The sequence below is a fragment of the Brumimicrobium glaciale genome (assembly GCF_004152935.1).
Taxonomy (GTDB): domain Bacteria; phylum Bacteroidota; class Bacteroidia; order Flavobacteriales_D; family Crocinitomicaceae; genus Brumimicrobium; species Brumimicrobium glaciale.
The window spans coordinates 13,080-39,079 of sequence record NZ_SETE01000004.1 but is presented as its reverse complement, the minus strand read 5'-3'; the positions used below and the strand labels follow the sequence as shown (position 1 = coordinate 39,079).

Sequence of the window (26,000 nt, the reverse complement as noted above, 5' to 3'; positions counted from 1 at the left end):
CCTATTCAATAACCACTTTCATACGTTTAATTTCACCTCCGTTTTCGTTATCAATGATTGAGAAAATATAAATTCCAGAACTCAGTCTTGAAACATCATATTTTGAATTTAGTGCTACATCTATTAATGGATAAGACAATTCTAGATTACCTTTTAAACTGTAGACTTTCATTTCACCACTTTTGATAGATTGGCTCAATTTCAAAGTAATTATGTTTGAAGTTGGATTTGGATATAGCGTAATTTCAGTGGATGATTTCAAAATTATAGTATCTTTTTCTTTTTCCAAAACATGTATTACAGGGTAATTGGTGTTGTAGATTTTATCGTTATCGAAAATATAACGCAATTGGTAGTAACCTGGTTGAGCATCATTAATTGTGGATGATACGTGGTGATAATGGCTTTCAAGTATTTGAAAATCATAGTATTGTACATTCATTAATCCATCATTATAAATCCATTGAACAGAATCATAAAATCGACCACCAAAAACTCCTACTTCGTTCAAATACTCCCAATTTAAAATTACAGGCTTATTTTCAATAATTTGAATTTCGAAAGTGTCCATATTGTCTCCATACTTTAGTTCATGTGATGACAAACGAGTCGAATAATCTCCATTACCGTAGGTGAAATTATACCTTACTGTTAATCCTTTTTCTTCTTGTGAAAACAATCCAAAACTTAATAAAATAACGGAAATTAATGTTTAATACTTCATATATAGTGTGTTTTACTAGATTAACGAAGTTTTTATTTAATTATTTCATGAACGGATATTTTGTTTATCCTTTAAAGGAGTTGTTTTTCTAGATAAAATGAATTTCGAGAGTTGTTTGTAATAGACTTACCTTATAAAGTGCCAGATTTCAAGATAAAATTCAAAATATTCCATAAAAACGCTTTTCTCATTGATTTTTTAAAAAATATACATTAGATTTAGAATGATGTAAGTTGCAAAAATTATTAAACGACTAAAAACGAAACATTATGGGTGATTCAAAAAAGAATGAAAAGATTCCAAAAGATAGAGAAGAGGCTGAAAAGTATTATGGTGATGAGCACAATGAACAACTTAAAAAGAAGGATTTAGATAAGTTGAAAAGTAAACAAGGTAAAGGCGAAAGACCGGCAAATAAAGAACGTTCGAAAAGCAATGTTTTGAGTCATCCAAGAGATGAAGATGATGATTCGTATGAAATCGATCACAATAAAAAGAATTCTAAGAAGAAATAGAAGTTTATAGTTGTAAGCTATTGGCTTTAAGTTGTATGAGTAATGTCAAAGTTTTAGCATTTAATTTTAAGACAAAGGCAAAAATATGCATACAGCTTATTGCCTATTTAAGTTTAACAGGTTTGTTAAATTGATTCCTTTCAATTCATTTTGAAAGGATTTTTTTATTCTATTCTAAATCAAAACAGTTGAAAAACTGAAATGCTATTTTTAAATCTACTTTTGTTAATTCCGAATTTACGATTGTTATTTCAAACTCTGACAATGTAATTTACACTATGAATTGTTTTAAAACCCGAGAATAAGATGTTAAGATTTTTATTATCCATTTTACTTATCACTTTAAGTTATGTTGCTTATTCATCTGACTTTTGTGATCAATATAAAATGTCATTCTATTTTGAATCTAATTCTTCAGAACTACAGAAAAACGATAAAAGAAAGCTAGATTCTCTTGTTTTGACCTTAAAAGGCGAGTTTTATATTGAAATTCATGGATTTACTGATGACATTGGTGAATCTGAGCCTAATTTTAAACTTGGTGAATCAAGAGCAAAAAGTGTGGCTCATTATTTCAAAAACGACAATATTAAAATCATTTCTTATGGAGAAGTAGATCCTATTTTCCCGAATGATAACCCTCAGAATTTGGCGAAAAACAGAAGGGTGGATTTGTTTTTAATTCCAACTTATAATGGTAGAATTAGAATTTCAGGAAAACAAAATAGTTCGATTGATATTCCTTTGAGCAGTAAGACGGACAAAAGTTGGTGTGACTGCGAATTTGAATTAGAAGAGATTAATTCTGATGAAGAAGCGGCTGAAAAAGGAATACCATTAATTACCAAGGATGCTATTGAATTTAGTACAGAGGGAATAATTCGCCTAAAACCTAACGCTTGTTTTACTTATAATTGCAATGATAGTATTGTAATTAGTTTGCCATGGAGCGCAGCAGATAGTGTTGCCTCAATTGCAGTTTTAAAGAGCGATAATAATGGTTTTGAATGGGAGTTTCTCAATGAAGAATTAAAATATATTTTGGCGAATAGTCAGATTCTAGTTACAATTCCATGTGAAAAATGGAATAGATATTGGATAACAATTTGCGGGAGAGGGTTGAGGAATGAAAACAATAAATTGTATGTTACTTTATTAGAAAGGACAAGTAATTATTTTGAAATAGAACCAAAAATATTCATAAGGCGTTTTACTGATACAGTTTATCATTACTCTCCAGAAGATTTAGCTGATTCAGTTCAATTTTATGATATAGGAAGAAATGAAAATCAAGAAATATTCTATTTATCAGATACCTTGAATAAATACAAAGTTTCTCCAAACTTAACTAAAGTACCGTTTTCAAAATATAAAAAATTAGAATTTACTGATACGATGCTACTGCTAAAAAGCAAAGTAGAGATTCAGTTCAGAACACATGTTCAAGGAGAGAAAATTTACCTTAACAATGAGATATACGAAGTAAGAGGGAATTTCTTTGATAGATTATTTAATCTAACCCGTTATCAAATTCCACTGCCAAAGTCTGACTATTACTTTACAATTAATGGAATCAAAAAAAGTTATTCAGCCTTAAAATTTAAGTATAAGAGGCGACGTAATCATTATAAAGCTAAGGTTAGGAAATAGAAATTCTTTTTGAATTCATGACCTTTGGCGCCTTCGACAGGTTAGTCAACGCAGTCAACGGATAACTCTTCTTTGAATTAGCATTCTAAAATAAAACCTAATTATTTTGATGTTATTTTCATTCTCTTCAAAACGTTTTTCCATTTACCTACATTGCCTTCGACAGGCTCAGTCAGCGGATTACTCTTCGGCGACTGAGCTTGTCGAAGGTAATGAAAATGCCAAACTCTCTGACAACTTTTTCTCTTCTTTAATTTACCTCCCAATCACAATCTTCTCTCTAAAAACCTTATCTCCATTTTGAACCACAACAATGTAAATTCCTGGAGGAGTATTTTTATTTGAAATTGAAACAGAAATTAAATCACTATTCTCAATTGAAGAATGAATAATCTTACCTGTTAAATCAGTAATGAAAATTGATTTTTCGCCTGATAGTTTTGAAGCATCAATAGTGAAAGTTCCATTGTTTGGATTTGGATAGATATTGATTTTTGTTTGATCAATTTCATTGGAGAGATTTGCTGTGATATCCTTTTGAAAATAGAGTCTTTTATTAGCGCTTAATTGCTCAAATTCAAAAGAAATTGGGGTATTGAATTCGTCCTTAAATAGCACAGTATCCAACGAACCATTCCAGTCGATAACGAAAGATTGTTCTTCAACAAAGTTCAATGATTGAACAGTGACCACTAAATCATTTCCAATAATTTCAGTGATGCATTCTAGTGAATCTCTATTTCTCCAAAAATCACCAAATTCCTCAAATGCAATGATTTCTGATCTATTTGGTAAGCCATTTATGTAGTCAATCATTGCGTCCAGTTTATACATTCTATTGGGGTGAATTAGAATTGTAGTTGGTGCGAAGTTATCATGGTATTGTTGTGTTACGGTATTCCAAATAGCCACTTTTTCAGGATAGTTTGAATTGTCGATAGGATCACTGCTGTAAACATCAGATATCGTCATTGGAATTTCTAGAATAGTTGACTCATCAGCAGAAAAAGAACGATCTCTAATTGCATAATAGGGGAAGCTAGAAAGCACATCGTTGGCTGAGTAGGTGGAGTTGTAGCTATAATTAGTCAGTTCCATTGCTCTAATTAGAGAATCATTATAAGCTAAATGTCCTGCTCTAAAACTTCTGATTGAAACAGAGAAATCGTCTTGAAGTAAATTTTTAGAGACTTCAATTTCTCCTAAAACGGAACCATTCGCAGTAGCTCCATTACTGTAATTTGGACTATAATTTCCTGTAGTATTTCCTAGTTCGCCCATTGGAAATAGATTTATATCAGCAAAATCTGGATAATGTCCAACGGAATGAGAAGCTAAAGTGTGACCATCTAATTGGAGTTTATTTATTTGGGTATAACCACCAACATAAAAGTTTGTCATCCATTGATCACTCAAGTATCTTGTGGTAATATTATAATGCGCTTTAATTCCATTTTGAAATTGATATTCCGAAAAAACATGCATTGTGTCCATCGCTGTTCTGCTATCGACATCATGTGTTAGCATTATTGCAGAATGTGCGTTATTGTGAGCTGTATGTTTATAAACTGTATGTGGAATGTGATCTCGAACAATGTTTCTGAGCACGATCATAATGACGTCCGAAGTTGGTTCAAAACCATTTGAATAGGTTCTGTGGGCTTGGACATCAAAATTAGCTTGGTTTCTGTATAAAACATCTCTAAAATCTGGTCCAAAAGTATATACAGCACCTGATCCGTAATTGTTTTTAACTACTGCTGGTTCTTGGTTTTCATAGAATGCTAGGGGAGTACCTGTTGTTAGATCATACTGACGCGTGTAAAATGATGTTCCGCTAGATGGTCTACCTAAGGAAATTGTAACTTCTAGCGAGTCATCAATTAAATCAAAGATTGGAGCTGATAAAGTATCCCATTTCATTTCAAATAAGGTGTTTGAAGATGTTGAATTACTTATTCCACATAAGCTAAATAAATCTGGTTCTCTAACGGATGAAGTAATCAAAACTCCTCCAGTAGAAACGAAATTGTCAATTGCTAATATTTCAGCGGCATTAAAAGCATTTTCTTGAATTCTAGAACCTGTAATGATCACTGGATATTGTAATGCTATTGCTAAAGAAGAAGTTGTATCGTAAGGAACACCTGCCAAACGCATTACACGAATTGCAGAAAGCTTTCTAGAAGTTCCTGTTTCGCCATTGTAGTTCGTCATGTCTAAAACACAAACCTTTCTGTCTATTTGAGACCAAGTATTTGAACTCAAGGTGATTATTAGCAACAGTAAACTCAATTTAATATACTTCATCATCAATTATTTATTTCTTAAAGTCACTTGTTTTACTTTTGTTCTAATCATCATAGCTTTCCAAAAGTGTTTTGTTCTAATACAAACATTTTCACAAAGATAGCACTTTCTACATTTTTTAGCAACGAGTTGATTAGCTATGTTTTATTGGTCTCAGAAATAGTTAAAAATATGTGCTTTAGTGCATCTACCTTTAGCTTCTAAAAAGTTTTATATCGAACAATAGATTTTAGAGGTTAGACAAAAGACAAAAAAGAAAGTCTATTGTCTATTGGTCTATAATCTAACGTCTAAGATTAAAAATCTAACATCTAAATTTTCCCTTCATATGCAATCAAATTACAACCCTTTTTCTTTCGCATGAATTGAAGTTTTTAATGGATTCCAGGGATCATTATAACTTGCTTTAAAGAACAATTCCATGAAATAAGCACGTGTTCTTACAAATCTCAAGAAGTATCCAAAGTAGAGTACCATTAAAGGAATATACGGAATGAAATAATAATTTGGCGCATTTGTCCTTTTCCTGAACAGTCCGAAGATTAGCAATTTAATGTAGCCCATGGAAGTATAAAGGAACAGATTGGTTAATATGACATGGAGGATGAGATTTGGGAAATTAAAAATTAAATCAATGAAATAAAAATACCACATAAAGTTAAGAACCAGGTTGTAGAGTATGTTTTCGAAAAACGAAATAAAATTAATTATGCTAAAACCTTGGGTTGGAAATAGAATATCTTTATGCTTTCTTAATCTGAAACGAATTAACGATTTGTCCCATCTGTAGCGCTGTTTGGCTAGTTTCTTAAAAGTATTTGGCGCACTTGTTAGACAAACAGCTTCTGGGGCAAAATGTATTTTGTAACCTGATTTTCTAATTTTCACTGTAATATCACCATCTAGTCCAGGGCCAATGTCCCAACCTTGAATTTTATCCATTACATCTGCTCTAAAAGCACCAAAAGCTCCTGAAATAATGCGGTAAATTCCGAATTGACTGGTAACAATTCTCCCGATTCCAACAGAATTAAAATACTCAACTGCTTGGAGCGTTGTGACGAGGCTTTCCTTGTAGTTTCTTACCATCACGTTTCCTCCAACTCCGCCAATGTCCTTGTCGTAATAGAAAGGCAAAATTATTTTTTCTACAGCATCATTGTCATAAGAGCAGTCAGCGTCTAGATGAATAATGTATTTTCCTTTGGTAAAACGCAATCCTAAATTTGCGGCAGAAGCTTTTCCGCCCCTTTCCTCATTTCTATAAAACTGGTCGATTAAGCCATTTTTCAATAGACTTTTACATATTATTGGTGTGTTATCATCTGAACCGTCATCGATGATAATAAGCTCGTAATTTCTATACGTTTGTTCCGATAAAGATTTTACGAGTTTGAAAATATGTTTACCCTCATTTTTTCCAGGAACGATAATTGAAACAAGCGGATTTTCTTTTTTAAACTCCTCCCTTGCACGTTTCCATCTTTTTCGGTTGGTCCAAATTGAAACCCTGTGTAAAATAAGTCCAACAAGGTCGAGTAGGAAATAACGAAAAAATTCAAAAATTACAAAAAACCAGAATACCCTCAGAAATTTTGAAGGGCCTAGTGCTTGTAAGTAACTTATGAATTCTCCAATTGTATCCATTAAATGTAATCTTTAACCAATTGTTGAATTTGTAAATCACTGGAAAGCTTAACGGTTACCGCTTTTACTTCATGTTCTAATGTGACGATCATGTTCTTGAAATTGGTTTCCATTAACTCTCTCATTAATGTAATTATTTCTTCTGTTAATCTTCGGGCAATTTTTAACGGTAAATCATTTATAGCAATCAAAATAGTTGATGAACTATAGAATGTAATAACAGATGAAGTGGGTAAATATTTTCTAATTGCTTTTATTAGAACCTTCAACATCGTTCTTTGTAGTTCATTGTCCATTGTTGAATACGCCTCACCTGAATTTTTCAAATGAAGAACAGCCAAATTACTATTTCCCTCAGTTTGCTTTAAGCGTTCAATCTCATATTTAAGCATAGTTCTAAAAGTATCCATCTTTACTGTTCCAATGATTTCTTGAAGATCTTTACTCGTTGTCACATATCCACTAACAGACATAATTTGTCCTTTTTTAGTAACAGATAATGCATTGATACTGCTTTTATTCAACTTTTCCACTTCATTGTCGAATTTACAAGTCATACACTTTGCTTTCACATTGAAATCTTGGAAGCGATGTCCGCAACTCAAACAATCATTTATGATACTTGGTTTGTCATAATCTACTCCAATATGTCTCAGTGTTTTATTACATTTTGGACAATTGAGTGCGTCATCAATTTGATTTTTAAAATCTTCTATTGGTCCCACATAGCTGCATGGAAAGTGATGTACAATGTCTTGAGATGTAGCATTTGAACTATTGCACTTCGGACAAACTTCTCGGTAACTTAAATATCCTGTTGTACATTTCGTACATAAGTAAACGGAGTCGAGAAATTCTTTTTTCATTAATTTCTCTTCGAGCATTATATTTATAATATTCAGAACTTGATGTTCTTCATGACGCGAGAAATTAACTGATAGAATAGGGTAGTTGTAACCAATTCCAGAGTTAAAATCTACAAAAGGTTCCATTTCTTCCATGTCTCTGGAGTACATATATGAAAGTACTTTCTGAATAATTAAGGCTTCATAACTTAATGAACTCGAAAAAGTTAAATCTTTAATTCGTAAAAGAATATTCTGAAGCTTTGGAAGAATTAATTTTATTTGTTCTAAAGAGTATAAAGTACCATCCAATAAATTTGTATAAGGATCTTTAAGACTACTTTGATTCAATAAAAGTATTGGCTTGAGGTAATGTTCAGGATTGAAATGCCCTCTAATTCGAGTTATAATATGACGTGTAAATTCCGGATCTCCTGCTTGAATAATGATTACATCATAAAATACAATATCATCAGTTTTTAATGAATCTGTGTTGTAAATTGTATAAAAAGTATATCCAGCAAACTCAATTACATGATCATTTTCCTTCGAAGGTATAATTTCAGTATTTATGTCTTTCATATTAAAATTTTCCTTTTGTAATGGTTACACGCATTTTATAAAATTTCCTCCACTTTTTAAGGTCCTCGGTATTTACAGGATAAATATCGGCAGACAAAGTACGCGTTGGCGGATCATATCTGTTTTGGAATTCTACGGGAATTAAATACGTTGAAAAGTAGAATTTTTTGATGTATCCTTCACTTTTTGTGCCATCCGGGAATTCAAGTGTTACCACATCATTTTCACGCAATTCTTTTAAATCTTCTTGATTGAAAAATGCTTTGATAAATACATTTTCGGGTTTGTGAATAGATAAAATGTTTTCACTTTTCAAGGCGACTTCAAATTCCGATTTATAGAGTTCGGTAATTGTTCCTTCCATCGGACTTTTAAATACCTTTCTTAAACTGTCTAAATTAGTTCCTGATTTAGAATTTCCCTGAGCTGATAATCCCATTTCATTTGCCAAGTCCAATTTAGAATTTAAGGACTTTAATTGTTGCTCATAAATTTTTATTTCCGCCGCTGTTGCACTGTTCTCAGCAATTAACCTATTTCTTCGGTCAATGGTGTTGGTATATTCAGATTTAGGAACAACATCCAATATTACTTGTTCTTCAATATTTTTTGCTTGATTCGTATAAAAGGAAATCAATTTTTGATTCTCATTCAGCATGGATTGTTTAATAGAAATATCTTTTTCTAATTCATACATTTCCCTCTCAATCCAACTTTGCTTCGTTTCCTTGGCTTGAATTGTACTGTATGTTCCTTCAAGACTGAATCCTAGGTTCATTTCTCCATATTGGTCTGCATCAATATAGGTAAATAAAGAATCCCCAACTTTTACTTCGTCACCAGCACCTTTGTGGAATTCCATGATGCGCGAATCTGCTGTATTTCTAAATTTCACATTCTGAAATCGTACTTGTCCAACCGCTTCAATGTAGAATGTGTTGTTTACAAAGTACCTCACTATAAAGAAAAGAATCACAGACAGAATAAGGAAATAGATCAATCTATCCCAATTCATAGGCTTTTTGGGCACCTTTTTAGGTTCCGAAGCACTTTCCGTAACGGCTATATCTCTGCGTTTGAAATTAATACTCTTCATTTAGTAATGTCTTTTTGTCTAACTCAATTAGTGATTCCATATCGTGAATAACAAAACTAGATACAGTGCTAGCCTTTTTCAACAATTGAATGTGTTCTTCAAGTTCAATACGGTTTTTAAAATCATTTGTTCGCAAGGCAATCACCACTTTTTCTTTATAATCTTTTAGAAAAGGAGTTACTTTACGTGTAATGTATTCAATTTTTATGTTTTCATAAGCCATAAAATAAACGCGATCTGAAATACTGAATATCTCCATTGTATATTCTTCAATATAATGTAATGGAATTGAAACAGTTAATTCTATATTTTCCTCATCACAATACAACCTGATTTTCTTAAGCATTTCTACATATTGCTCTAGGTATTCCACCTTTTTCTCTTGCCAATCATCAAAAACATGCGGTTCTACGTCTAAATGAAGTGCATTTATTTTTCTGTCCCCGACATTTATCATTACTTTTTGAAGATATTCTTTCGGGTTTTCATGGTAAATCAATTGATTATTTCCAATCATTATTTCAAGTCGAATACTGTCATTTTTAGGAACCCAATTGTATCTTTCCGCTTGTAAAGTATCGTTTTTAGGTTGAACAATGATTAAGTTATTCAAGTTGTATAATTCTGCATATTCCTGTAAGAAATTGCCAGAATAATTTCGAATAGCATCCGTCCAAACATAAACTCCTTTGTTGACATTATTATAAGAATCAGCATAGTTTGGAACAGCAGCATTTTTCACAAAATCCAATGTGTTGGTATATGGAAGTTCAGAATATATTTTGAGAAGATTCAAGTATAAACTTTGTTTTAATTCGATTAATTCTAAATCTATGCTCAACAATTCATTTATCGTTTGATGCGCTTTTATTGGGTTAAAAGCCATTGATTGACTGTTTTTCAAAATCCTTAATTTCCTGACGCGCTCTTCATATACTTTTCTTTTTTGGTAGAACTGAATGTATTGCTTTAATTTATAGCGGTATTCGTAAGTTAAATTGAGAATGTTTTTTTCTCTCACATAAGCTTCGTCATCGTATTTTGAATATTCAATTTTTTGCTGAATAGCTTCCAGTTTATTACTCGCTTTCATGTTCAGTGGAAGTGGCATTGAAAAGCCTAATCCAAAAGTAAAAAAGTTCCTTTTAGTGGTTGAAATTCCTGATAAATCATAAGTGTTGTAACGCGCAAATGTATTAACAGAGAAATTTCTTGACCAATGTGTTTTTAATGCCAATTGTTCTTCAAGAATAGTTTTGATTGTATCTCTAATTGGAGAATTAAAATTATTGATCAGCTTTTCGTAGTCTATGTCATATAGTGGAAGGTCGTTGATTTTAATCGCAGTATCTATTTCATAAAAATATTGATCGTTATAAGAAAGGTACAGATTTTTCAAGCCACCGATTTCTGCTAAAGTAGATTCATATTTCAATAATTCTTCTTTTGAAAGGTGTTTCAAGAAAAATAGAGACCGTGCAAAGTCAATTTGTTCGTTGATTAATCCTTCACGAATGGAAAGCATTCTCAGCTTCTCTTCATTGAAAAGATAAACGATATGATTCCAACGGTCTAGAAAAAATAGGTTTTTATCTTCTTCTAAATGCAATTTATCAGCCAAGTAAGCTTTGTTAGCATAATATTGAGCTTCTTTTCTGTTTTCAACCAAGCCGCTCTTGAGAATATTCCAATCCACACCGACCTGTGCTCTGCGATTATAAATACTATTGTCAATTACGTTTTCTTCTGGTACGTTAACATTTTCAATATAATTTGCGTTGAGATCAATTCCCCAATCATTTTTTAAAACTTCGGATTTCTGCAAATTGTACTCAGATAAATATTCGTTGGATGAACTTCTTTTAAATACTCTTCTATTCATCAATGTAAAAGCAGAGGTACTGTTGCCTCCAGTTTTGAGTTGTGGAATTGTGTCTAAATATGGAGAAATAACAGTTGTAGCCTCGTCAATAATTGCGCGAACTTCATTTTTAGTTGTCACTTGCCCTTGAGAATCAAACACAAAACTGAAAACGAATAAAAGAACTATAAAATATTTTAGTAGAGTTTTTATCATAAGTTTTTTTAAAGTAAAGCGCTGTAAACAAGTTATGTCAATATTTGCATAAGGAATCTAGTCCAACAATATACAAATTTCACAGAGTAAAACAGCAAGGAGAGTTTCAGATTCTACCAAGAAGTATTAATAAGCGGACAAAGATAAGTAACTAATTGATAATTTATAATGCCAATTAGTACATTCTGTCAACAAGCATCACTCATGACCCATCTTTCAATTATTCATGCGGTGCTGAAAGTCTTTTGGTAAAAGACAGACAATAACAAATTTATATTATGATTTGTACGTTAAAAGTAAATCAATAGAAATATGGGAAGTGATAAGAAAAACAGGACGTAGAAAACTATACTTTTTTAATGCTAATAGTTTTGTGATTTCTGGTAAATCTAAGTTCTTAATGAAGTACTCAACCAAAAGACAGTTTTTTTCACTTCTACCAACTTTAATCAGGGCAGTGTTCATAAGCTGAGAGTGATATTATTGAATGTTTCAAACTTAACTGTTTAATTTTTGTTTTACTTTTGCAAAATATATAATCTGATTATGAAAACCCTTCTAAGCTTAATTTTTATCTCCCTTTGTTTTACAACAGTTTTTGGACAAAATACAGGTGTAATTACGGGTACAATTAAAGATAAAAACCTGCAAGAAGGTTTGATTGGTGTTGTGATTACTTTAACCGGTCCTGACACTGTAAAAGCGATGACTGATATAAACGGAGAGTTTAATATTACTGCTCCAGTTGGTCGTTATAATTTAGAGACATATTATATTGGTTACAAGGATTTTATCAGTTACAACATCAACGTGAATTCTGGAAATGCTCAAGTAATTGAAATTGAACTTCAAGATGATGTTGAAGAATTTGGAGAAGTGACTATTAACGCTTCAAAATCAGTTCGTGCAACAGATATGGTTACGCCTTTAGCAACGCAAAAACTAACTGCAGAGGAAATTAAAGCAAGTCCAGGAGGAAATTTCGATGTTTCAAAAGTAATTCAAGTTTTGCCAGGAGTGGCGGGTGGATCAACTCCCAACAGAAACGACATTATTGTAAGAGGAGGAGGGCCAAGTGAAAATGTCTATTATCTAGATGGAATAGAAATTCCAGTTTTGAATCACTTTCAAACGCAAGGAGCGAGTGGTGGAGCAGCAGGAATTCTGAATGTCTCTTTTATTAGAGAAGTTCAATTGACTTCATCTGCTTTCGATAGTCGTTATGACAACGCTTTGGCGTCAACAATTGTGATTCAACAACGGAATGGTAATCCCAACAAATTGAGCGGAAACATACGTCTTTCAGGAAGTGAAGCTGCAGTGACGCTTGAAGGGCCTTTGGGAAAGAAAACAACATTTTTAGCCTCTGCAAGAAGATCCTATTTACAGTTTTTATTCCAGTTACTTGACTTGCCTATTCGTCCAGATTATTGGGATTTCCAGTATAAAATCAATCATAAAATTAATGCTAAAACAGAATTGAATTTTATTGGAATTGGCGCAATCGATAATTTCAAATTGGCTATTCCCGAAGAAGCAGATGCGAATACCGAATATATAAATCGCGCTAATCCACTCATTAAACAATGGAATTATACTGTTGGAGCTTCACTAAAACGTTTGATTAACAAAGGATATTTCACTGTAGCTTTAAGTCGAAATATGTTTTTCAACGGCGCAGATAGATATGAAGACAATGCTACGCTGGGTGGAAATAAATTGTTTAGTTTAAAGAGTTTTGAGACTGAGAATAAATTAAGAATCGATTTTAATCAGTTTTTTAGCGGTTGGAAATTCTCTTATGGATTGAGTGCTCAATATGTAAAATATGATTTAGATTTATTCAATACTGTTCAAGATGAATTGCAAGATTCAGTTGGAAATGTTATCGCTCCAGCAATTAGTTTTGAAAGTAAGTCAGCAATTGAATTTTATAAATTTGGAGTTTATTCTCACTTGAGTAAATACTTCTTTAAAGAGAAATTATTGATTACTGGAGGTTTGCGAAGTGATATGAATACATTCACAGAAACAGGAAATAATCCTTTCAAAACTATTTCTCCAAGAATATCTTCTTCTTATGCTTTCAACGACAAATGGAATATTTCAGCCTCCGTTGGTTCTTATTATAAGTTACCAGTTTATACTGCATTGGGTTTTAGAGATTCAACCGGTAACCTTGCAAATAAAGGTTTAGAGTACATTAATTCTATCCATTATACGATTGGAACACAATTCATTCCCCGGAATGATTTGAGATTTACATTTGAAACTTTCTACAAAGATTACAGAAATTATCCTGTTTCAATTTCAGATGGAATTTCGTTTGCCAATATAGGAACGGATTTTTCAACGGTTGGAAACGACAGTTATAGTTCGGTTGGAAGAGGTCGCGTTTATGGTTTTGAGGCTTACATGCAACAGAAGTTGATTAAGAATCTATTTTATATTCTAAGCACAACTGTTTATAAATCTGAATTCTCTGGAGTTGATGGTGTTTTCAGACCTTCAACTTGGGATTATGGATTTGTGGTCTCAACAACTTTCGGTTACAAATTCAAGAAAAACTGGGATTTAGGAATCAAATACCGTGTTTCTGGAGGTCAACCTTACACACCATTTGACTTGTCAGCTTCACGAATGAATTACTTAACAACAGGAGTTGGAACTTTAGACTTTGCACAAATCAACGAGAAACGTTTGCCGTTATTCCAACAATTGGATTTACGGGTGGACAAGAAAATCAACTTCAAAAATGTGAGTTTAACGCTGTTTTTAGACATTCAGAATGTGTTTCTCTACAAAATCCCAAGTACACCAAATTACACGTTCCAGCGCAATGCAGACAATACAGGATTCGAAACTACGGATGGAAATCCAATAGCATCAGATGGAAGTAATGGAATTCCAGTAGTTTTAGAAAATAGCTCAGCAACTGTGGTTCCTTCGATTGGGTTTATATTTGAGTTTTAGGGTGGGGGGAACTTTATTGTAATTACTGAGAAATCCCTTTTTTGTTGTTCCAGAAGTTAGTTTTGTGTTTTTTATAAGCTTTCTGAACTGCTACTTAATCAAGCAATGAGAGTTTTTATTTAAGTGTCGAAGATTGAAACAGTGCCAAATTGTATATTCTGTAAATGCAAATTGTTTGGACTAGGTTGCTGTAACCACTTCTGATGATAGAACAAGGTGAAAAATGTACGGATTATAACTTAAATACGGATTGATTCTTGGAGACTTTTGGATTTAGGGGTTGATTTGATGAAGTTTTTAGGGAATAGATTAAGTATGTGACTATTTTAAATTCAGTATGATTTGTCTTCTGACCAAATAAATGAATTGAAAAATTCGATTCAACTAAACTAAGAGGAGATTATCTTATGTTTTTATGTAATAATTTAAGATTAAGAGTTCTACTCTATAATATATGCCTATTTTTATACTATGAAAGCAATATATTTAATCGTAATCTCAATTTGGATAAGCGTTTATTCAATCGCTCAAGTTCCTCAAGAAATTTCCGTGACAGACGATGAACAGACTAATTTTTGGGATTCAACTACTATCATGATAATTGTAGCGGCAATAATCTTAATTATTGTCTTTGCCAGAGGTTGGTCAAAGAGTATTCGTAAGAAACGTGATGAATTGTCTCAGAATGATAAAGGTAATAAATAGATTTATTTAGACATTTCATCGGATGTTTTCTTTCTAAAAACTCAACTATATTTTTGCTTTCATTTCAAATGATTCCTAAACTTTCATTGGTTTTAGCGATTGACTTTGCTCCATCCTTTTCAATACCGGTTAATGCTCTAATGGCATCGATAGTTTCAGGTATTACAATAGCTTGATTATCCACCACGTAAGCATAGAAAAGTTCATCTCCTTGCACCTTCAACATATCTTCCCAGATGGCAACTTCGTACATATCACCCCAAGGTCTTCCCATATCTAAGAACATTTCCTTAATGGTATTGTTGGAAACTAAACCTTCGTCGTAATTTATAAACTTAATTCTACTTGATGTTTTAAATGCATTTAACACCTCATCTTTCGTTGCATGTTTTTTTAGCTTCACATTCCAATAGTGCAGATGACTTAATGTTTGCGGAACTTTTATAGCCGAAGTAATGACATTCAATTCTGGATCTACAATTTGTGCGTCAGGTCCTTGGTGACTTGGGATATCTCTTTCTGGAACCATTGTATTCATAATACCTCCTAAATGACTTTCCCAAGGATCTGTAGCTCGTCTCAAAAGAGTTCCTCTAGCATAATCCAATAAATCAGCTCTTTTTAAGGCAGTTAATGTTCTTAATATTGAGGTGGTATTGCAAGAAACGACTCTTGTTGCATCTAAATTTATTGCTGATTCATAATTGTTTTCAGCGCTAAAAGAATGACCCGTTGTTTCGTGTTTTTCTCCTCCGTGAAGAATAAACTTTGTATTTGAGGCTTTATATTTTTCTATATTCTTTGCTGCAATACTTTTTGGTGTACAGTCTACAATTAAATCCGATTGCGCAATTAAATCATCTAGATTTCCTTCTATTGGAATACCTGCGGTTGTCATTTCCTTCTTAAAAGCATCATCAAAAGCGTATACAGGTAATTCTTTATCAACGGCCATTTTTATTCGCCAATCAGAAACTATATCACAAACTCCTACTAATTCCATATCGTTTTGTAAAACGACAGCATCGGCAACACGCTTTCCTATTACTCCATATCCATTAATACCTACTTTAACTTTCTTCATTTTATTGAAATTATATTGTTGTAAATAGTATAATTTATTTAAGATATTACTTATTACTTGAATTCACCTATTAAAACAACTTTAATATTGTTTTACTAGCCGAATTAGAAGTATTCCTTCTCTAAAGTCTAATTTTTAACTTTAGAGAAGGAGATTATCCACAACAACCTTTTATTGGTTTTTTCGGTTTTTCCTCTTCCTCTACAATTCTGTAACCTCCAGCCTCCGCTAATGCAGCTTGTAATATATTGGTGCTAATTGTCTGATTTACTCTCATTTTTGCTTTGGGAGGATTTAGATTTACAGTTGCTTTATTTACACCATCAATCTCACCTAACGCTTTCTCTACGTTTGCGACGCATCCTCCGCAGGACATTCCTTCAATTTTTATTACTTGTTTAATGATTTTTATTTTTGATTGTTTTTAACTCTTAATATTTTCTTCATCTTTTTCCATTCCCATTGGCATGTTCCCATCCTCATCGGTATGTGAAAACATAAATAAACGTTCGGCAATAAATATTAGAATTATTCCAATACCCGCTGCGATAAGTACAAAAGGATCACTCAGGTATTTTATATAGATAAACGCTGAAAGCACAGCAACATCCATTACAATGGCAATTAGTGGAATGATAGGTTTAAATTTTACTTCCTTTTTTAAATGACGAAAAAGTCCCCAATGAATTGCAATGTCCATTATCAGATAGAAAATAGCCCCGATGGATGCAATTCTCGTTAAATCAAATAATACTGTTAATAAAATAGCCAATGAAACAGTAAATAGGAGGGCAGGATTTTTAAACTTTCCTATTTTTTTCAATGAAGGAATTTGCTTCATATTGCTCAGCATAGCCAATAGTCGTGAAGAAGAGAAGACACTTGCAATAACACCAGATAATGTAGCAATAATAGCTATTCCAATAGTAATCCAAGAACCCCATTCTCCAAACACTGGTTTAGCTGCCGCTGCCAATGCATAATCTTTTGCTTCGATTATTTCAGGAATACTTAAACCTCCTGCAACAGCCAATGCCAATGCTACATATATAAACGTACAGATGAGTATTGAAAATACAATAGATCGACCAAGATTTTTATGTGGATTTTTAATATCACCACCTTGATTGGTAATAGTTGTAAAACCTTTGTAGGCAAGGATTGCCAATGCTAATGCGGCAACAAAACCTAATCCTTTTGGCAGTGCTTCGGTATTTTGAGGAATATATTCTCCAGTAATGTCTGCAAAACCAGAAACTATTAGCCCCGCAATAGCCAGTAATGCTATACCCACCACTTTAATAATTGCTGTAAATGTAGCTGTTGTTCCTATCACTTTATTGCCTGAAATATTTACAATATAAGCTGTAACCAAGAGCAAAATACCAAGAACAGATGCATAACCAGCATAACTTTCAGGAAATAAACGAAGTGTATAGGCTCCAAAAGTTCCTGCAACTAAACTTTCAGAAACAACCATCGAGACATACATCAATAACGAAAATACCCCTGTGGTAGTTCCTGGACCATAAGCTTTATTTAAGAATTTTACGACACCTCCTGAAGAAGGGAAAGCGTTAGAAAACTTTACATACGAATAGGAACTAAACCCAACTACAATAGCACCTGCAATAAATGCAATGGGAAATAAATCGCCAACGAGTTCAGCTATTTGTCCCATAAGTACAAAAATACCAGCACCAATCATAACACCAGTTCCTAGAGATATAGAACCAATTAAAGATAATTTCTGATTTTTAATTTTGTTCATTTTTATCTTTTTTAGTTTTTCTGAATTATGATTAAAGCTCTCAATGATCTTAAAACGATAACAAGTGAGAAGCAAACAATAAAAAATGAGCAGTAACATTAGACCGCAACATAGCAAATTTGTCTTCTAAGTATTTGTAAGTTTGTTCCCAATAAGCCACCAGGTTTAGTCCATCTTACTTTAACTTCTAAAAACTCTTAACTCAACATTAGCTATTCGAAAAAAGAATCTATTTTGTCTAAAGTCTAAAGTCTAATATCTAATATCTATCTTTGTCTAACTTGCCTAATATCTTCTCCTTACTTCTGACCAATCTTCCGTCTCAACAACTGCGCATTTATCGCACAAACAATTGTACTCACACTCATCAAAGCGGCACCAAAAGCTGGGCTTATCATTAGTCCTGGAATAAATCCTGTTGCTAAAGGCAAAGCGATGACATTATAGCCAGTAGCCCAAACTAAGTTTTGAACCATTTTTTTGTAAGTCTCTTTTCCAAATAAAATTAAGTTTACAATATCCTTTGGGTTACTGTCCATTAAGACGATATCAGCAGTTTCTGCAGCAACATCGGTTCCAGAACCTATTGCAATTCCAACATCAGCTTGTGCTAGAGCAGGAGCGTCGTTTACACCGTCCCCAACCATGGCTACAAATTCATTTTTCGCTTGAAGTTCTTTTATTTTCTCCAATTTTTGATCGGGAAGAACCTCTGACATATAATCGTCAAGTCCCAACTTATCAGCTACATATTTGGCTACGATTTCGTTATCTCCCGTGAGTAAAGAAGTTTTTATGTTGTGTTCATGAAGCGTTTTAATTGCATCATAAGAACTTTCTCTTATTTCATCAGCAAAGGTGATAAAGCCAATTAATTCTCCATCTACAAAAGTGAAGATTTTGGTTTCTACTCCTTCATTTTCGTCTGTATCTACTGTTTTATTCATTTGCTCCAACAGTAAAAATCCTCCTGCTTGAATTTCCTTGCCATTTACGATTCCGTGAACACCAATTCCAGCAGTATACTTAAAATCAGTGACAGAAGGGATTTCTAACTTTTCTTCTTTTGCTTTTCGCATTAATCCTTTAGAAATATGATGCTCCGATGGACTTTCTACTGCCGTTGCATAGGTTAAAAGATCTGTTTCAGTATAATCCGGCGATAAAGAGACTATGCGTGTGACTTCGTGTGAACCTTTGGTTAAGGTTCCTGTTTTATCAAAAACGATGGTTGTTATTTTTCGAGAGGACTCAAAAGCAGTACGATTTCGTATAAGTAAACCGTTTCTTGCGGAAACACTTGTAGATATGGAAGCAACGAGTGGAATTGCTAGTCCCAATGCGTGTGGACAACAAATGACCATAACAGTTACCATGCGCTCCATTGAAAATGCAACTGTTTCACCCAGTGCCAACCACGTGAAGAAAGTTCCAAACCCTAAGACCAGTGCTATAATTGTTAACCATTTAGCGGCTACATCTGCAAGGCGTTGTGTTTTTGATTTTTGCTTTTGGGCCGTTTGCACCATATTAATCACTTTGGAGAGATAAGCATCTTCTCCAATTCCTTTAACACGGACTTTTACAACACCATTTCCATTAATAGCTCCACCAATAACTTCATCATCGACCGTTTTATTAACAGGTTTACTTTCCCCCGTTAACATACTTTCATTGAGGTCACTTTCACCTTCTACAATTATTCCATCGGCGGGTACTTTTTCACCTGGTCGAATTAAAATAATATCACCTTCTTTTAAATCACCAATACTTACTTTATGTGTTTCATTACCTTCAACCAAATTAGCTTCATTGGGCATCAATTCTGCTAAGGCTTCCAAAGCTTTACTCGCTCCTAAAACAGAACGCATTTCAAGCCAATGTCCGATTAACATAACATCGATAAGTGTGGCTAATTCCCAAAAGAAGGTTTGACCTTCAAAGCCAAAAATAACCGCAACACTATAGAAATAAGCAGCAGAAATAGCGACCGCAATAAGGGTCATCATTCCAATGGATTTGCTCTTTAGTTCACTGAATAAACCTTTCAAAAAGGGCCAACCACCATAAAAGTAGACAATACTTGATAAACCAAATAAAACGTAATTACTTCCTGTAAAGTTCCATTCAACGCCAAGTATACCTTGTATCATTGGTGCTAAGGCGAGAATAGGAAGAGTTAAAATTAACGAAATCCAAAACCTGCGTTTAAAGTCTTCTATCATCATTTTATGATGATCGTGTCCCATAGCTCCATGACCTGGATTATGTCCAGAATGGTCGTCTTTTTTATGATTCATTTTAGAATGATCCATTTCTTTGTGTTGCTCGTGATTTTTCATAAATTTTATATCTCTGGTATTGCTGTCAGGCTTACAAAAGCCTTATAACTTTTCAATTACATTTTCTAACATTGAAGTTATTTCATTGGCAACGTCGTTCAATTTTTCATTTTCCACAGCCTGCATTGATGCCATTGGGTTTACCGCGGCTACCTCAATAACTCCATCTTCAATTTCTTGTACTATAACATTGCAAGGCAACATCGTTCCAATTTTATCTTCTGCTTGCAATGCTTTATGTGCATAGGAAGGGTTGCAAGCTCCAAGAATTCTATACTTTTTAAAGTTTACATCCAGTTTTTTCTTTAAGGTTGCTGTCACATCAATTTCAGTGAGTATACCAAAACCTTCATCTTTCAATCCTTTTGTAACTTTATCGATTACCTCTTCAAAAGTGCCTTTGATTGTTTTATTAAAATAATACTTCATTTTTTTTTATTTAGTTTATTATTGTTAACTGCTTTTACATAATTCTTCTGAATCTTCTAAAATCTTTTTAAGTCTATTTTTATGAATGCCTATTCCTTCCAATAAATGAGGATTGTCATGAAGCTCTCTACACAACACAATTCCTGAATCTAATAACTTTGTCTTTTCAGCTTTTGTGAGATTCGTAAGAGCAGTTAAAGGATGTAATCCTAACTTATCTATCCTGTCTTTTAAACCATTATTTATTGGATAATCCCAACTGGTCATAAGTAAGCCTACACATTCGCCATATTGAATCGCATCACTAGTAAAACGAGTATTCGTATATAAACCTCCTTTATAAACTTTGTTTTCATGACCATTTATATTTTTCCAACTGATTTCAACATCTAAGAATCTCGAGTGTATGTATAATGGAACTTTAACATTACAAAACCTGCCATGACTAGTGTGATATTTGCATTCAATCATATATTGTTTGTTCCCCTTTTGTGCTATCACATCTACTTCATGTTGTACACAATTCCCTTGGACAATTATTCCAACTTCAGTTTCAAAACCTTCATGTTCCAATACTTTTCCAACAAATCTTTCAAAAGGAAATCCAGAAGGTCCCAATTCCATCAACGCTTTCTTAAGTTTGTACTTAGAAGCACTTACGCTTGATTTACTTTTGAGCATTTTAAAAGCCATTTGGTAAATCTTTTTTGTGGTCATTCCCTCTGCGACTTGCTGTTGGATTTCACTTACTATATTTTGAATATCATCCTCATTCGCCTTTGCGCGTCTAAGTGAATTAATAAGTTTTCTATCATCAAAAGGAACTATATCCCCATTGTATTTTACGATATTTATTGTCTGAGCGCTTTTCACAGGTGTAATGTTATAACAGGTAGGTCAGATTCATTAATTACATTTTCTGTAATACTTGGAGAAAGTAATTTTTTTAAGCCAGATTTTCCATGAGTAGCCAATACAATCACATCGATTTCATTTTCATGAGAAAACTTATTGATTCCTCTTTCTTCAGTTAACGCATTAATGATATTCGTTTGGTAGGTGTTATTTGGGTACGGTTTTAGAAATGCTTCCATGTTTGCTATGGCTTCACCAGTTTCTTTAAAGTTAGCTGGTGTGTTAACATTTAAAAGATGAATTTGAGCTTTCATTAATTTTGCAAAATCAACAATTTGTTTGAAGGATTGAATGGCGTCTTTATTAAAGGTTGAAGCAAATAATATATTCTTTATTTCAAAATTCTCTGGTTTTTGTTTGATCACTAAAACAGGAACATTTGATTTACGAACTAAACGTTGTGTATTTGACCCAAGCACACCTTTATACCCTTTTTCTCCATTAGATCCCATAACTATGAAATCATGTTTATGGTGTTTTGTATGCAGATCTATCTCTTCTCTTCCTTTGTCAAAAACCAAAAAATGTTTAGACTTTAATCCCATTTTTTCTGCTCTTCTTGTCAGTTTAGCTAATTCACCCTTAGCATAACCGATTTCTTTCTTAGTTTCATGAAAATTGTCCTCCTGTTCTTTTGGAAGATTGACCCAATCTACAGGTGTCATAATTAGATGTAAAAAGTGAATTTCAGCATTTGCTTTTTTCGCAATTTCTAATGCAAATTCTGTTGCTATTTGAGCGCATTCAGAAAAGTCTGTGGGTACAAGTATGTTTTTCATTATTTTGTAGTTTAGTTTATTAATAGTTCAATTTATTTGTCTGTTAGAAAAATCCATAGCTGCAAGTATTTGATTTTTTCAAGTAAAGACTAATTCGTTGTTAAACAAATATATAACAGTATAAGCTTTAATCTTTACCATTTTCCACTTATTGAAGATCATATTTTGTCGATTGGAATCCTTTTACTGTTTTCGTGGTTTTTATATTCGGATAAGTTTATTCCAGTTACATTTTTAAACTGCCTGGATAATGCAGATGAATTTTGATATCCTAATGAATAAGCAATGTCAGAAAAGTTTATCTGGCCATCCTCAATTAATTCTTTTGTACGTTCAACTTTTAATAGAATGGTATATTGGCGAACTGTTTTATTAAATATTTTCGAAAATACTTTACTTAAATAATCGTAATTTCGATTCATTCTATTTGTGATGTAATCAGATAAGTTATCTTGAAGATCAGTCGACCAAACATATTCAATAATAAGTTTTTTCACTTGTTCTGCGAGAATATCTTCTCTAACACCAATGACTTCAAACCTATTGTTATTTATGATTTTTTCAATTGTTGAATTGCTAACTTTTTCAGGATTATAACGCAATACAATTTTGCCAAGTTTGATATCAATGATCTCAGCATCTATTTCTTTAAATTCAATAGCTAGAATTTTTATGCAGTTACTACAGATCATCCCTTTTATGTTAAACTCCTTTGTTATATCACCCATTGCTCTATAAATTAGTTATCCATTCCTCAATTACTAACTTGTCCTCATCTGATAATTTAGCATCATTGTGCATCAATGTATAGGAAGTAAGTGGCATTTCGCCATCCTTAATTTGGTTCTGTATTGAGAATAGCTTATTTCTTTTCCCTCGTGCAGAATAGTCTCCAAACTCACTAAAGTTTAGTACTTCTTTACCTATGCGAATATGTCTGTCCATTAACATTGCCATGGGTTGAATTCTGCTGTAAAAAGGATAATTTGTATTGTTACTGTGGCAATCAAAGCAGGAAGTCTCAAGAATAGTTAAGACATTATCTGGAATAGTATAAACCTTTCGTATGTCAGAATACGGTGTGATTTCTTGTTGATTGGTACTGGTTGGGATAAATTGTATCCCAACCAGCAGTATCAATAAGCTATATATTATCCATTTAATATAAGACTTCATATTATTTTATTTCACCATTTATTTTTCCGCATTTTGGCATACTTTGTCCCATATAAGGGTTCTCAACTACATTTTTATTTGTTATCCAAATAGCACCTTTGTTATTATTTGCCATCGGACAATATGCTTCGTACACTTTTTGGTCTGTTCCAACAATCTCAATTAAGTCTTTCATGTCTAAACTTAGCATAACCAAATGCTCACGTTGGTGATGAATGTCTCCAGCATTTTCAGTGATGTGCTCAGCATGTTCAATTGAACTTTTCATGATCTCATCCACTTCTTTGTATTCTTTATTTGATAGATCAGCACCTTGAAAGTCTTTTAATGCGACTCTTAACTTCTTACTTGATTTTGCTGCTTCAGCGGCAGAGTCGTTTGTGAGGTTTTCTGACATTTCGAAATAACTGCTTAGAATTGAAGAAAGGTTATCCTCTTTCTTTTTATCCTCTTCTTGTTCAGAAGAATTCACTTGTTCAGTGCTTTGGGATGGTTTTTCAGTAGTTGTAGATTCACCGCCTCCACAACTTGTTAGAGCGAATAAACCTCCTGCTATGATTACTGATATTACTTTAAAATTTACTTTTTTCATTTTATTAATTTTTAAATTATTATTAATTCATTACTTAATAACCTCCTTCACCTCACCACATTTCAGCATCGCTGCACCATAATAAGGATTCTCAATATCTGAACTACTGCTCAACCAATCGGCGCCTTTATTGTTGTTTGCCATTGGACAATGTTCGATATATAGCGGTTGATCCATTGCTCCAAAAGTGGTCAATAGCACAATCATCTGATCAGATGTATTTTTAAACAAAGTCCTTAAATCTCCAATGTTTTTTGTGTCCACTGCTTTCTGCAAGTCTTTAGAAAGTAGTCCGCTTTGTTTCATCCAAAAATCGTGTGCTTCTCCTTTGAATAACTTCATATCGACCTTCTTTAAAGCTGATTCCATTTTTTTAGCACCACTAAGACTTGATTCAAAATCATCCGCTACTAAATGATTTTTATAATTTAAATACGCTCCAAAAACAGGAGCTAACTCAGCTTTAGCTTTCTTACTTATTGAAATATCTGTAGTTACTGTATTTTGTACTTGTGGTGAATCTCCATGGTTATGTCCCGTATTTGCAGCTCCACCTTCCGGACTCATCATACTTGGTTTTCCTGCCAACTGTGCAGCCGCATCAATACTAAATGTTCCGTTGGTAGCGATTTCTTCGTCTACTTCCAAACCTTCTTTGATTAAATAACTATCACCCAATGAAGGACCTAATGTTACAATTCGCATCATGAAGTCCATTTTGTCAGAAGTTGCATTTTTTACATACACGACTGAACGTTCTCCAGTCCACATTACGGCAGACTTAGGAACAATGATAACTTCTTCATCATTTTCTAGGCGACTTTTAATCACTCCTTGAACAAACATGTCTGGTTTCAGTCGTCTGCCTGTGTTTTTGATAATTACCCTTGCTGAAGCAACTCTGGTAACTGAGTTGATTACTGGATCTATAAAAGAAATCTCTCCGTTGAATGTTTCATTGGGTAGTGCTCTAACACTAAACTCAACTTTATCTCCTTGTTTTACCCAAGGAATATCACTTTCGTAAACATCAAAAAGAATCCACACCGTGCTGATGTCAGCAATTTCGTAGAGTGATTGACCTTTTAGAATATAATCTCCGAGGTTGATTTTCTTATCTGTTACGATTCCAGAAACATCTGCTAAAATTGGAAACTGTTCTTGGATAGTTCCATTCGAAAGAATCTGATTGATTTGCTTTTCCGTTAACTTCCAGTTGCGCAATTTTTCTTTTGAAGCATTAAACAAAGAAGGTTGAGATTCCTTGATTTTTTGTGCTTCGAATAACTCTTCTTGAGCAGCAATGAGTTCAGGAGAATAGATATAAGCCAAAACCTGACCTTTTTGAATCGATTCACCCGTAAAGTTGACCGTTAATCTTTCAATTCGTCCGGGGATATGAGAGGATTGTGAAAAAACGTTTCGTTCATCCGTCTTCACTTTTCCATTCATTCTAACTTCCTTAATCGGCTTTTGTTTAGAAACGATTGATGTTTGAACATTCGCTAATTGCATAGCAGTAGGGGACATCCTAATTTCCATCGGATCTCCATCTTCGTTAGCATCGGAACTCAGAGGAATTAAATCCATACCACACAACGGACAAGCACCAGGTTCATTCATCCTAATTTGTGGATGCATAGAACACGTCCAAATTGTTTCCTCTGTATGGTCATGCGCTTGTTCTGCATTTGTGTTTCTATCGGCTGAACCAAAAATCATCCAACCCAATAGCAATCCAACTACTAAAGTCGATAAAGCGATATATATTGTTTTTCTATTTTTCAT

Annotated in this window: 21 protein-coding genes; 4 read left to right on the top strand and 17 right to left on the bottom strand. The window is 33.2% G+C overall.

All coding sequences use genetic code 11. From position 1 onward, the window contains the following. Position 1: 1 nt before the first annotated feature. Positions 2-679, bottom strand: coding sequence for a T9SS type A sorting domain-containing protein (locus tag ERX46_RS10025; protein ID WP_130093735.1), 678 nt, complete (start codon positions 677-679; stop codon positions 2-4). A gap of 314 nt (positions 680-993) precedes the next feature. On the opposite strand from ERX46_RS10025, the gene ERX46_RS10020 reads away from it, so the two are divergent. Continuing rightward, positions 994-1,239 carry a hypothetical protein gene (locus tag ERX46_RS10020; RefSeq protein WP_130093734.1) on the top strand — a complete coding sequence of 82 codons (246 nt, stop codon included), beginning with the start codon at positions 994-996 and terminating at the stop codon, positions 1,237-1,239. Positions 1,240-1,545: 306 nt separating this feature from the next. Next, positions 1,546-2,889, top strand: a complete 1,344-nt coding sequence (locus ERX46_RS10015; RefSeq protein WP_130093733.1) for an OmpA family protein — start codon at positions 1,546-1,548, stop codon at positions 2,887-2,889. 255 nt (positions 2,890-3,144) lie between these two features. On the opposite strand, the gene ERX46_RS10010 is transcribed toward ERX46_RS10015, so the two are convergent. The 5 genes from ERX46_RS10010 to ERX46_RS09990 all read right to left on the bottom strand — a co-directional run bounded on the left by ERX46_RS10010 (position 3,145) and on the right by ERX46_RS09990 (position 11,446). Continuing rightward, positions 3,145-5,199 (bottom strand): T9SS type A sorting domain-containing protein, encoded by a 2,055-nt coding sequence (locus ERX46_RS10010; protein WP_207214157.1) that lies wholly within the window; start codon positions 5,197-5,199, stop codon positions 3,145-3,147. 339 nt (positions 5,200-5,538) lie between these two features. Further along, positions 5,539-6,846 (bottom strand): glycosyltransferase family 2 protein, encoded by a 1,308-nt coding sequence (locus ERX46_RS10005; protein ID WP_130093731.1) that lies wholly within the window; start codon positions 6,844-6,846, stop codon positions 5,539-5,541. Further along, the gene (locus ERX46_RS10000) at positions 6,846-8,273 is read right to left on the bottom strand and encodes a TackOD1 domain-containing metal-binding protein (protein WP_130093730.1); all 1,428 of its coding nucleotides are present in this window, start codon (positions 8,271-8,273) and stop codon (positions 6,846-6,848) included. Before ERX46_RS10000 ends, ERX46_RS10005 begins: the two co-directional genes overlap by 1 nt. Before the next feature lies 1 nt (position 8,274). Beyond that, the gene (locus ERX46_RS09995; RefSeq protein ID WP_130093729.1) at positions 8,275-9,369 is read right to left on the bottom strand and encodes an HlyD family efflux transporter periplasmic adaptor subunit; all 1,095 of its coding nucleotides are present in this window, start codon (positions 9,367-9,369) and stop codon (positions 8,275-8,277) included. Next, positions 9,356-11,446 carry a hypothetical protein gene (locus ERX46_RS09990; RefSeq protein WP_130093728.1) on the bottom strand — a complete coding sequence of 697 codons (2,091 nt, stop codon included), beginning with the start codon at positions 11,444-11,446 and terminating at the stop codon, positions 9,356-9,358. Before ERX46_RS09990 ends, ERX46_RS09995 begins: the two co-directional genes overlap by 14 nt. A 546-nt stretch (positions 11,447-11,992) precedes the next feature. On the opposite strand from ERX46_RS09990, the gene ERX46_RS09985 reads away from it, so the two are divergent. Further along, positions 11,993-14,419 (top strand): TonB-dependent receptor, encoded by a 2,427-nt coding sequence (locus ERX46_RS09985; protein WP_130093727.1) that lies wholly within the window; start codon positions 11,993-11,995, stop codon positions 14,417-14,419. 471 nt (positions 14,420-14,890) lie between these two features. Next, on the top strand, positions 14,891-15,124 hold the full coding sequence (locus tag ERX46_RS09980) for a hypothetical protein (RefSeq protein WP_130093726.1): 234 nt from the start codon (positions 14,891-14,893) through the stop codon (positions 15,122-15,124). A gap of 64 nt (positions 15,125-15,188) precedes the next feature. Here ERX46_RS09980 and ERX46_RS09975 read toward each other — a convergent pair whose 3' ends face one another. The 11 genes from ERX46_RS09975 to ERX46_RS09925 form a co-directional block, all read right to left on the bottom strand. Then, positions 15,189-16,208, bottom strand: a complete 1,020-nt coding sequence (locus ERX46_RS09975) for a type II glyceraldehyde-3-phosphate dehydrogenase (protein WP_130093725.1) — start codon at positions 16,206-16,208, stop codon at positions 15,189-15,191. A 154-nt stretch (positions 16,209-16,362) separates the two neighbouring features. Then, a complete protein-coding gene (locus ERX46_RS09970; protein ID WP_262708092.1) occupies positions 16,363-16,593 on the bottom strand; it encodes a heavy-metal-associated domain-containing protein in 231 nt (76 codons plus the stop codon). 39 nt (positions 16,594-16,632) lie between these two features. Then, on the bottom strand, positions 16,633-17,979 hold the full coding sequence (locus ERX46_RS09965) for an APC family permease (RefSeq protein ID WP_130093723.1): 1,347 nt from the start codon (positions 17,977-17,979) through the stop codon (positions 16,633-16,635). A 299-nt stretch (positions 17,980-18,278) separates the two neighbouring features. Continuing rightward, positions 18,279-20,321 (bottom strand): copper-translocating P-type ATPase, encoded by a 2,043-nt coding sequence (locus ERX46_RS09960; protein ID WP_130093722.1) that lies wholly within the window; start codon positions 20,319-20,321, stop codon positions 18,279-18,281. Positions 20,322-20,363: 42 nt separating this feature from the next. Further along, on the bottom strand, positions 20,364-20,750 hold the full coding sequence (locus ERX46_RS09955) for a DUF302 domain-containing protein (protein ID WP_130093721.1): 387 nt from the start codon (positions 20,748-20,750) through the stop codon (positions 20,364-20,366). 24 nt (positions 20,751-20,774) lie between these two features. Next, the gene (locus ERX46_RS09950; RefSeq protein ID WP_130093720.1) at positions 20,775-21,623 is read right to left on the bottom strand and encodes an ATP cone domain-containing protein; all 849 of its coding nucleotides are present in this window, start codon (positions 21,621-21,623) and stop codon (positions 20,775-20,777) included. Next, on the bottom strand, positions 21,620-22,444 hold the full coding sequence (locus ERX46_RS09945) for a universal stress protein (protein ID WP_130093719.1): 825 nt from the start codon (positions 22,442-22,444) through the stop codon (positions 21,620-21,622). The genes ERX46_RS09950 and ERX46_RS09945 overlap by 4 nt, the downstream gene beginning before the upstream one ends. A 158-nt stretch (positions 22,445-22,602) precedes the next feature. After that, positions 22,603-23,172, bottom strand: a complete 570-nt coding sequence (locus ERX46_RS09940; protein ID WP_130093718.1) for an AraC family transcriptional regulator — start codon at positions 23,170-23,172, stop codon at positions 22,603-22,605. Between the two features lie 4 nt (positions 23,173-23,176). Next, entirely contained in the window at positions 23,177-23,620 is a 444-nt protein-coding gene (locus ERX46_RS09935; protein WP_130093717.1) for a heme-binding domain-containing protein, read from the bottom strand. 1 nt (position 23,621) lies between these two features. Further along, positions 23,622-24,212 carry a DUF3347 domain-containing protein gene (locus ERX46_RS09930; RefSeq protein WP_130093716.1) on the bottom strand — a complete coding sequence of 197 codons (591 nt, stop codon included), beginning with the start codon at positions 24,210-24,212 and terminating at the stop codon, positions 23,622-23,624. A 30-nt stretch (positions 24,213-24,242) separates the two neighbouring features. Then, positions 24,243-26,000, bottom strand: coding sequence for an efflux RND transporter periplasmic adaptor subunit (locus tag ERX46_RS09925; RefSeq protein WP_130093715.1), 1,758 nt, complete (start codon positions 25,998-26,000; stop codon positions 24,243-24,245).

What these genes read in the sequence shown, in the direction of transcription:
- ERX46_RS10020 (WP_130093734.1), top strand. Translation starts at nt 994, where the DNA reads ATGGGTGATTCAAAAAAGAATGAAAAGATTCCAAAAGATAGAGAAGAG.
- ERX46_RS10015 (WP_130093733.1), top strand. Translation starts at nt 1,546, where the DNA reads ATGTTAAGATTTTTATTATCCATTTTACTTATCACTTTAAGTTATGTT.
- ERX46_RS10010 (WP_207214157.1), bottom strand. Translation starts at nt 5,199, where the DNA reads ATGAAGTATATTAAATTGAGTTTACTGTTGCTAATAATCACCTTGAGT.
- ERX46_RS10005 (WP_130093731.1), bottom strand. Translation starts at nt 6,846, where the DNA reads ATGGATACAATTGGAGAATTCATAAGTTACTTACAAGCACTAGGCCCT.
- ERX46_RS10000 (WP_130093730.1), bottom strand. Translation starts at nt 8,273, where the DNA reads ATGAAAGACATAAATACTGAAATTATACCTTCGAAGGAAAATGATCAT.
- ERX46_RS09995 (WP_130093729.1), bottom strand. Translation starts at nt 9,369, where the DNA reads ATGAAGAGTATTAATTTCAAACGCAGAGATATAGCCGTTACGGAAAGT.
- ERX46_RS09990 (WP_130093728.1), bottom strand. Translation starts at nt 11,446, where the DNA reads ATGATAAAAACTCTACTAAAATATTTTATAGTTCTTTTATTCGTTTTC.
- ERX46_RS09985 (WP_130093727.1), top strand. Translation starts at nt 11,993, where the DNA reads ATGAAAACCCTTCTAAGCTTAATTTTTATCTCCCTTTGTTTTACAACA.
- ERX46_RS09980 (WP_130093726.1), top strand. Translation starts at nt 14,891, where the DNA reads ATGAAAGCAATATATTTAATCGTAATCTCAATTTGGATAAGCGTTTAT.
- ERX46_RS09975 (WP_130093725.1), bottom strand. Translation starts at nt 16,208, where the DNA reads ATGAAGAAAGTTAAAGTAGGTATTAATGGATATGGAGTAATAGGAAAG.
- ERX46_RS09965 (WP_130093723.1), bottom strand. Translation starts at nt 17,979, where the DNA reads ATGAACAAAATTAAAAATCAGAAATTATCTTTAATTGGTTCTATATCT.
- ERX46_RS09960 (WP_130093722.1), bottom strand. Translation starts at nt 20,321, where the DNA reads ATGAAAAATCACGAGCAACACAAAGAAATGGATCATTCTAAAATGAAT.
- ERX46_RS09955 (WP_130093721.1), bottom strand. Translation starts at nt 20,750, where the DNA reads ATGAAGTATTATTTTAATAAAACAATCAAAGGCACTTTTGAAGAGGTA.
- ERX46_RS09945 (WP_130093719.1), bottom strand. Translation starts at nt 22,444, where the DNA reads ATGAAAAACATACTTGTACCCACAGACTTTTCTGAATGCGCTCAAATA.
- ERX46_RS09940 (WP_130093718.1), bottom strand. Translation starts at nt 23,172, where the DNA reads ATGGGTGATATAACAAAGGAGTTTAACATAAAAGGGATGATCTGTAGT.
- ERX46_RS09935 (WP_130093717.1), bottom strand. Translation starts at nt 23,620, where the DNA reads ATGAAGTCTTATATTAAATGGATAATATATAGCTTATTGATACTGCTG.
- ERX46_RS09930 (WP_130093716.1), bottom strand. Translation starts at nt 24,212, where the DNA reads ATGAAAAAAGTAAATTTTAAAGTAATATCAGTAATCATAGCAGGAGGT.
- ERX46_RS09925 (WP_130093715.1), bottom strand. Translation starts at nt 26,000, where the DNA reads ATGAAAAATAGAAAAACAATATATATCGCTTTATCGACTTTAGTAGTT.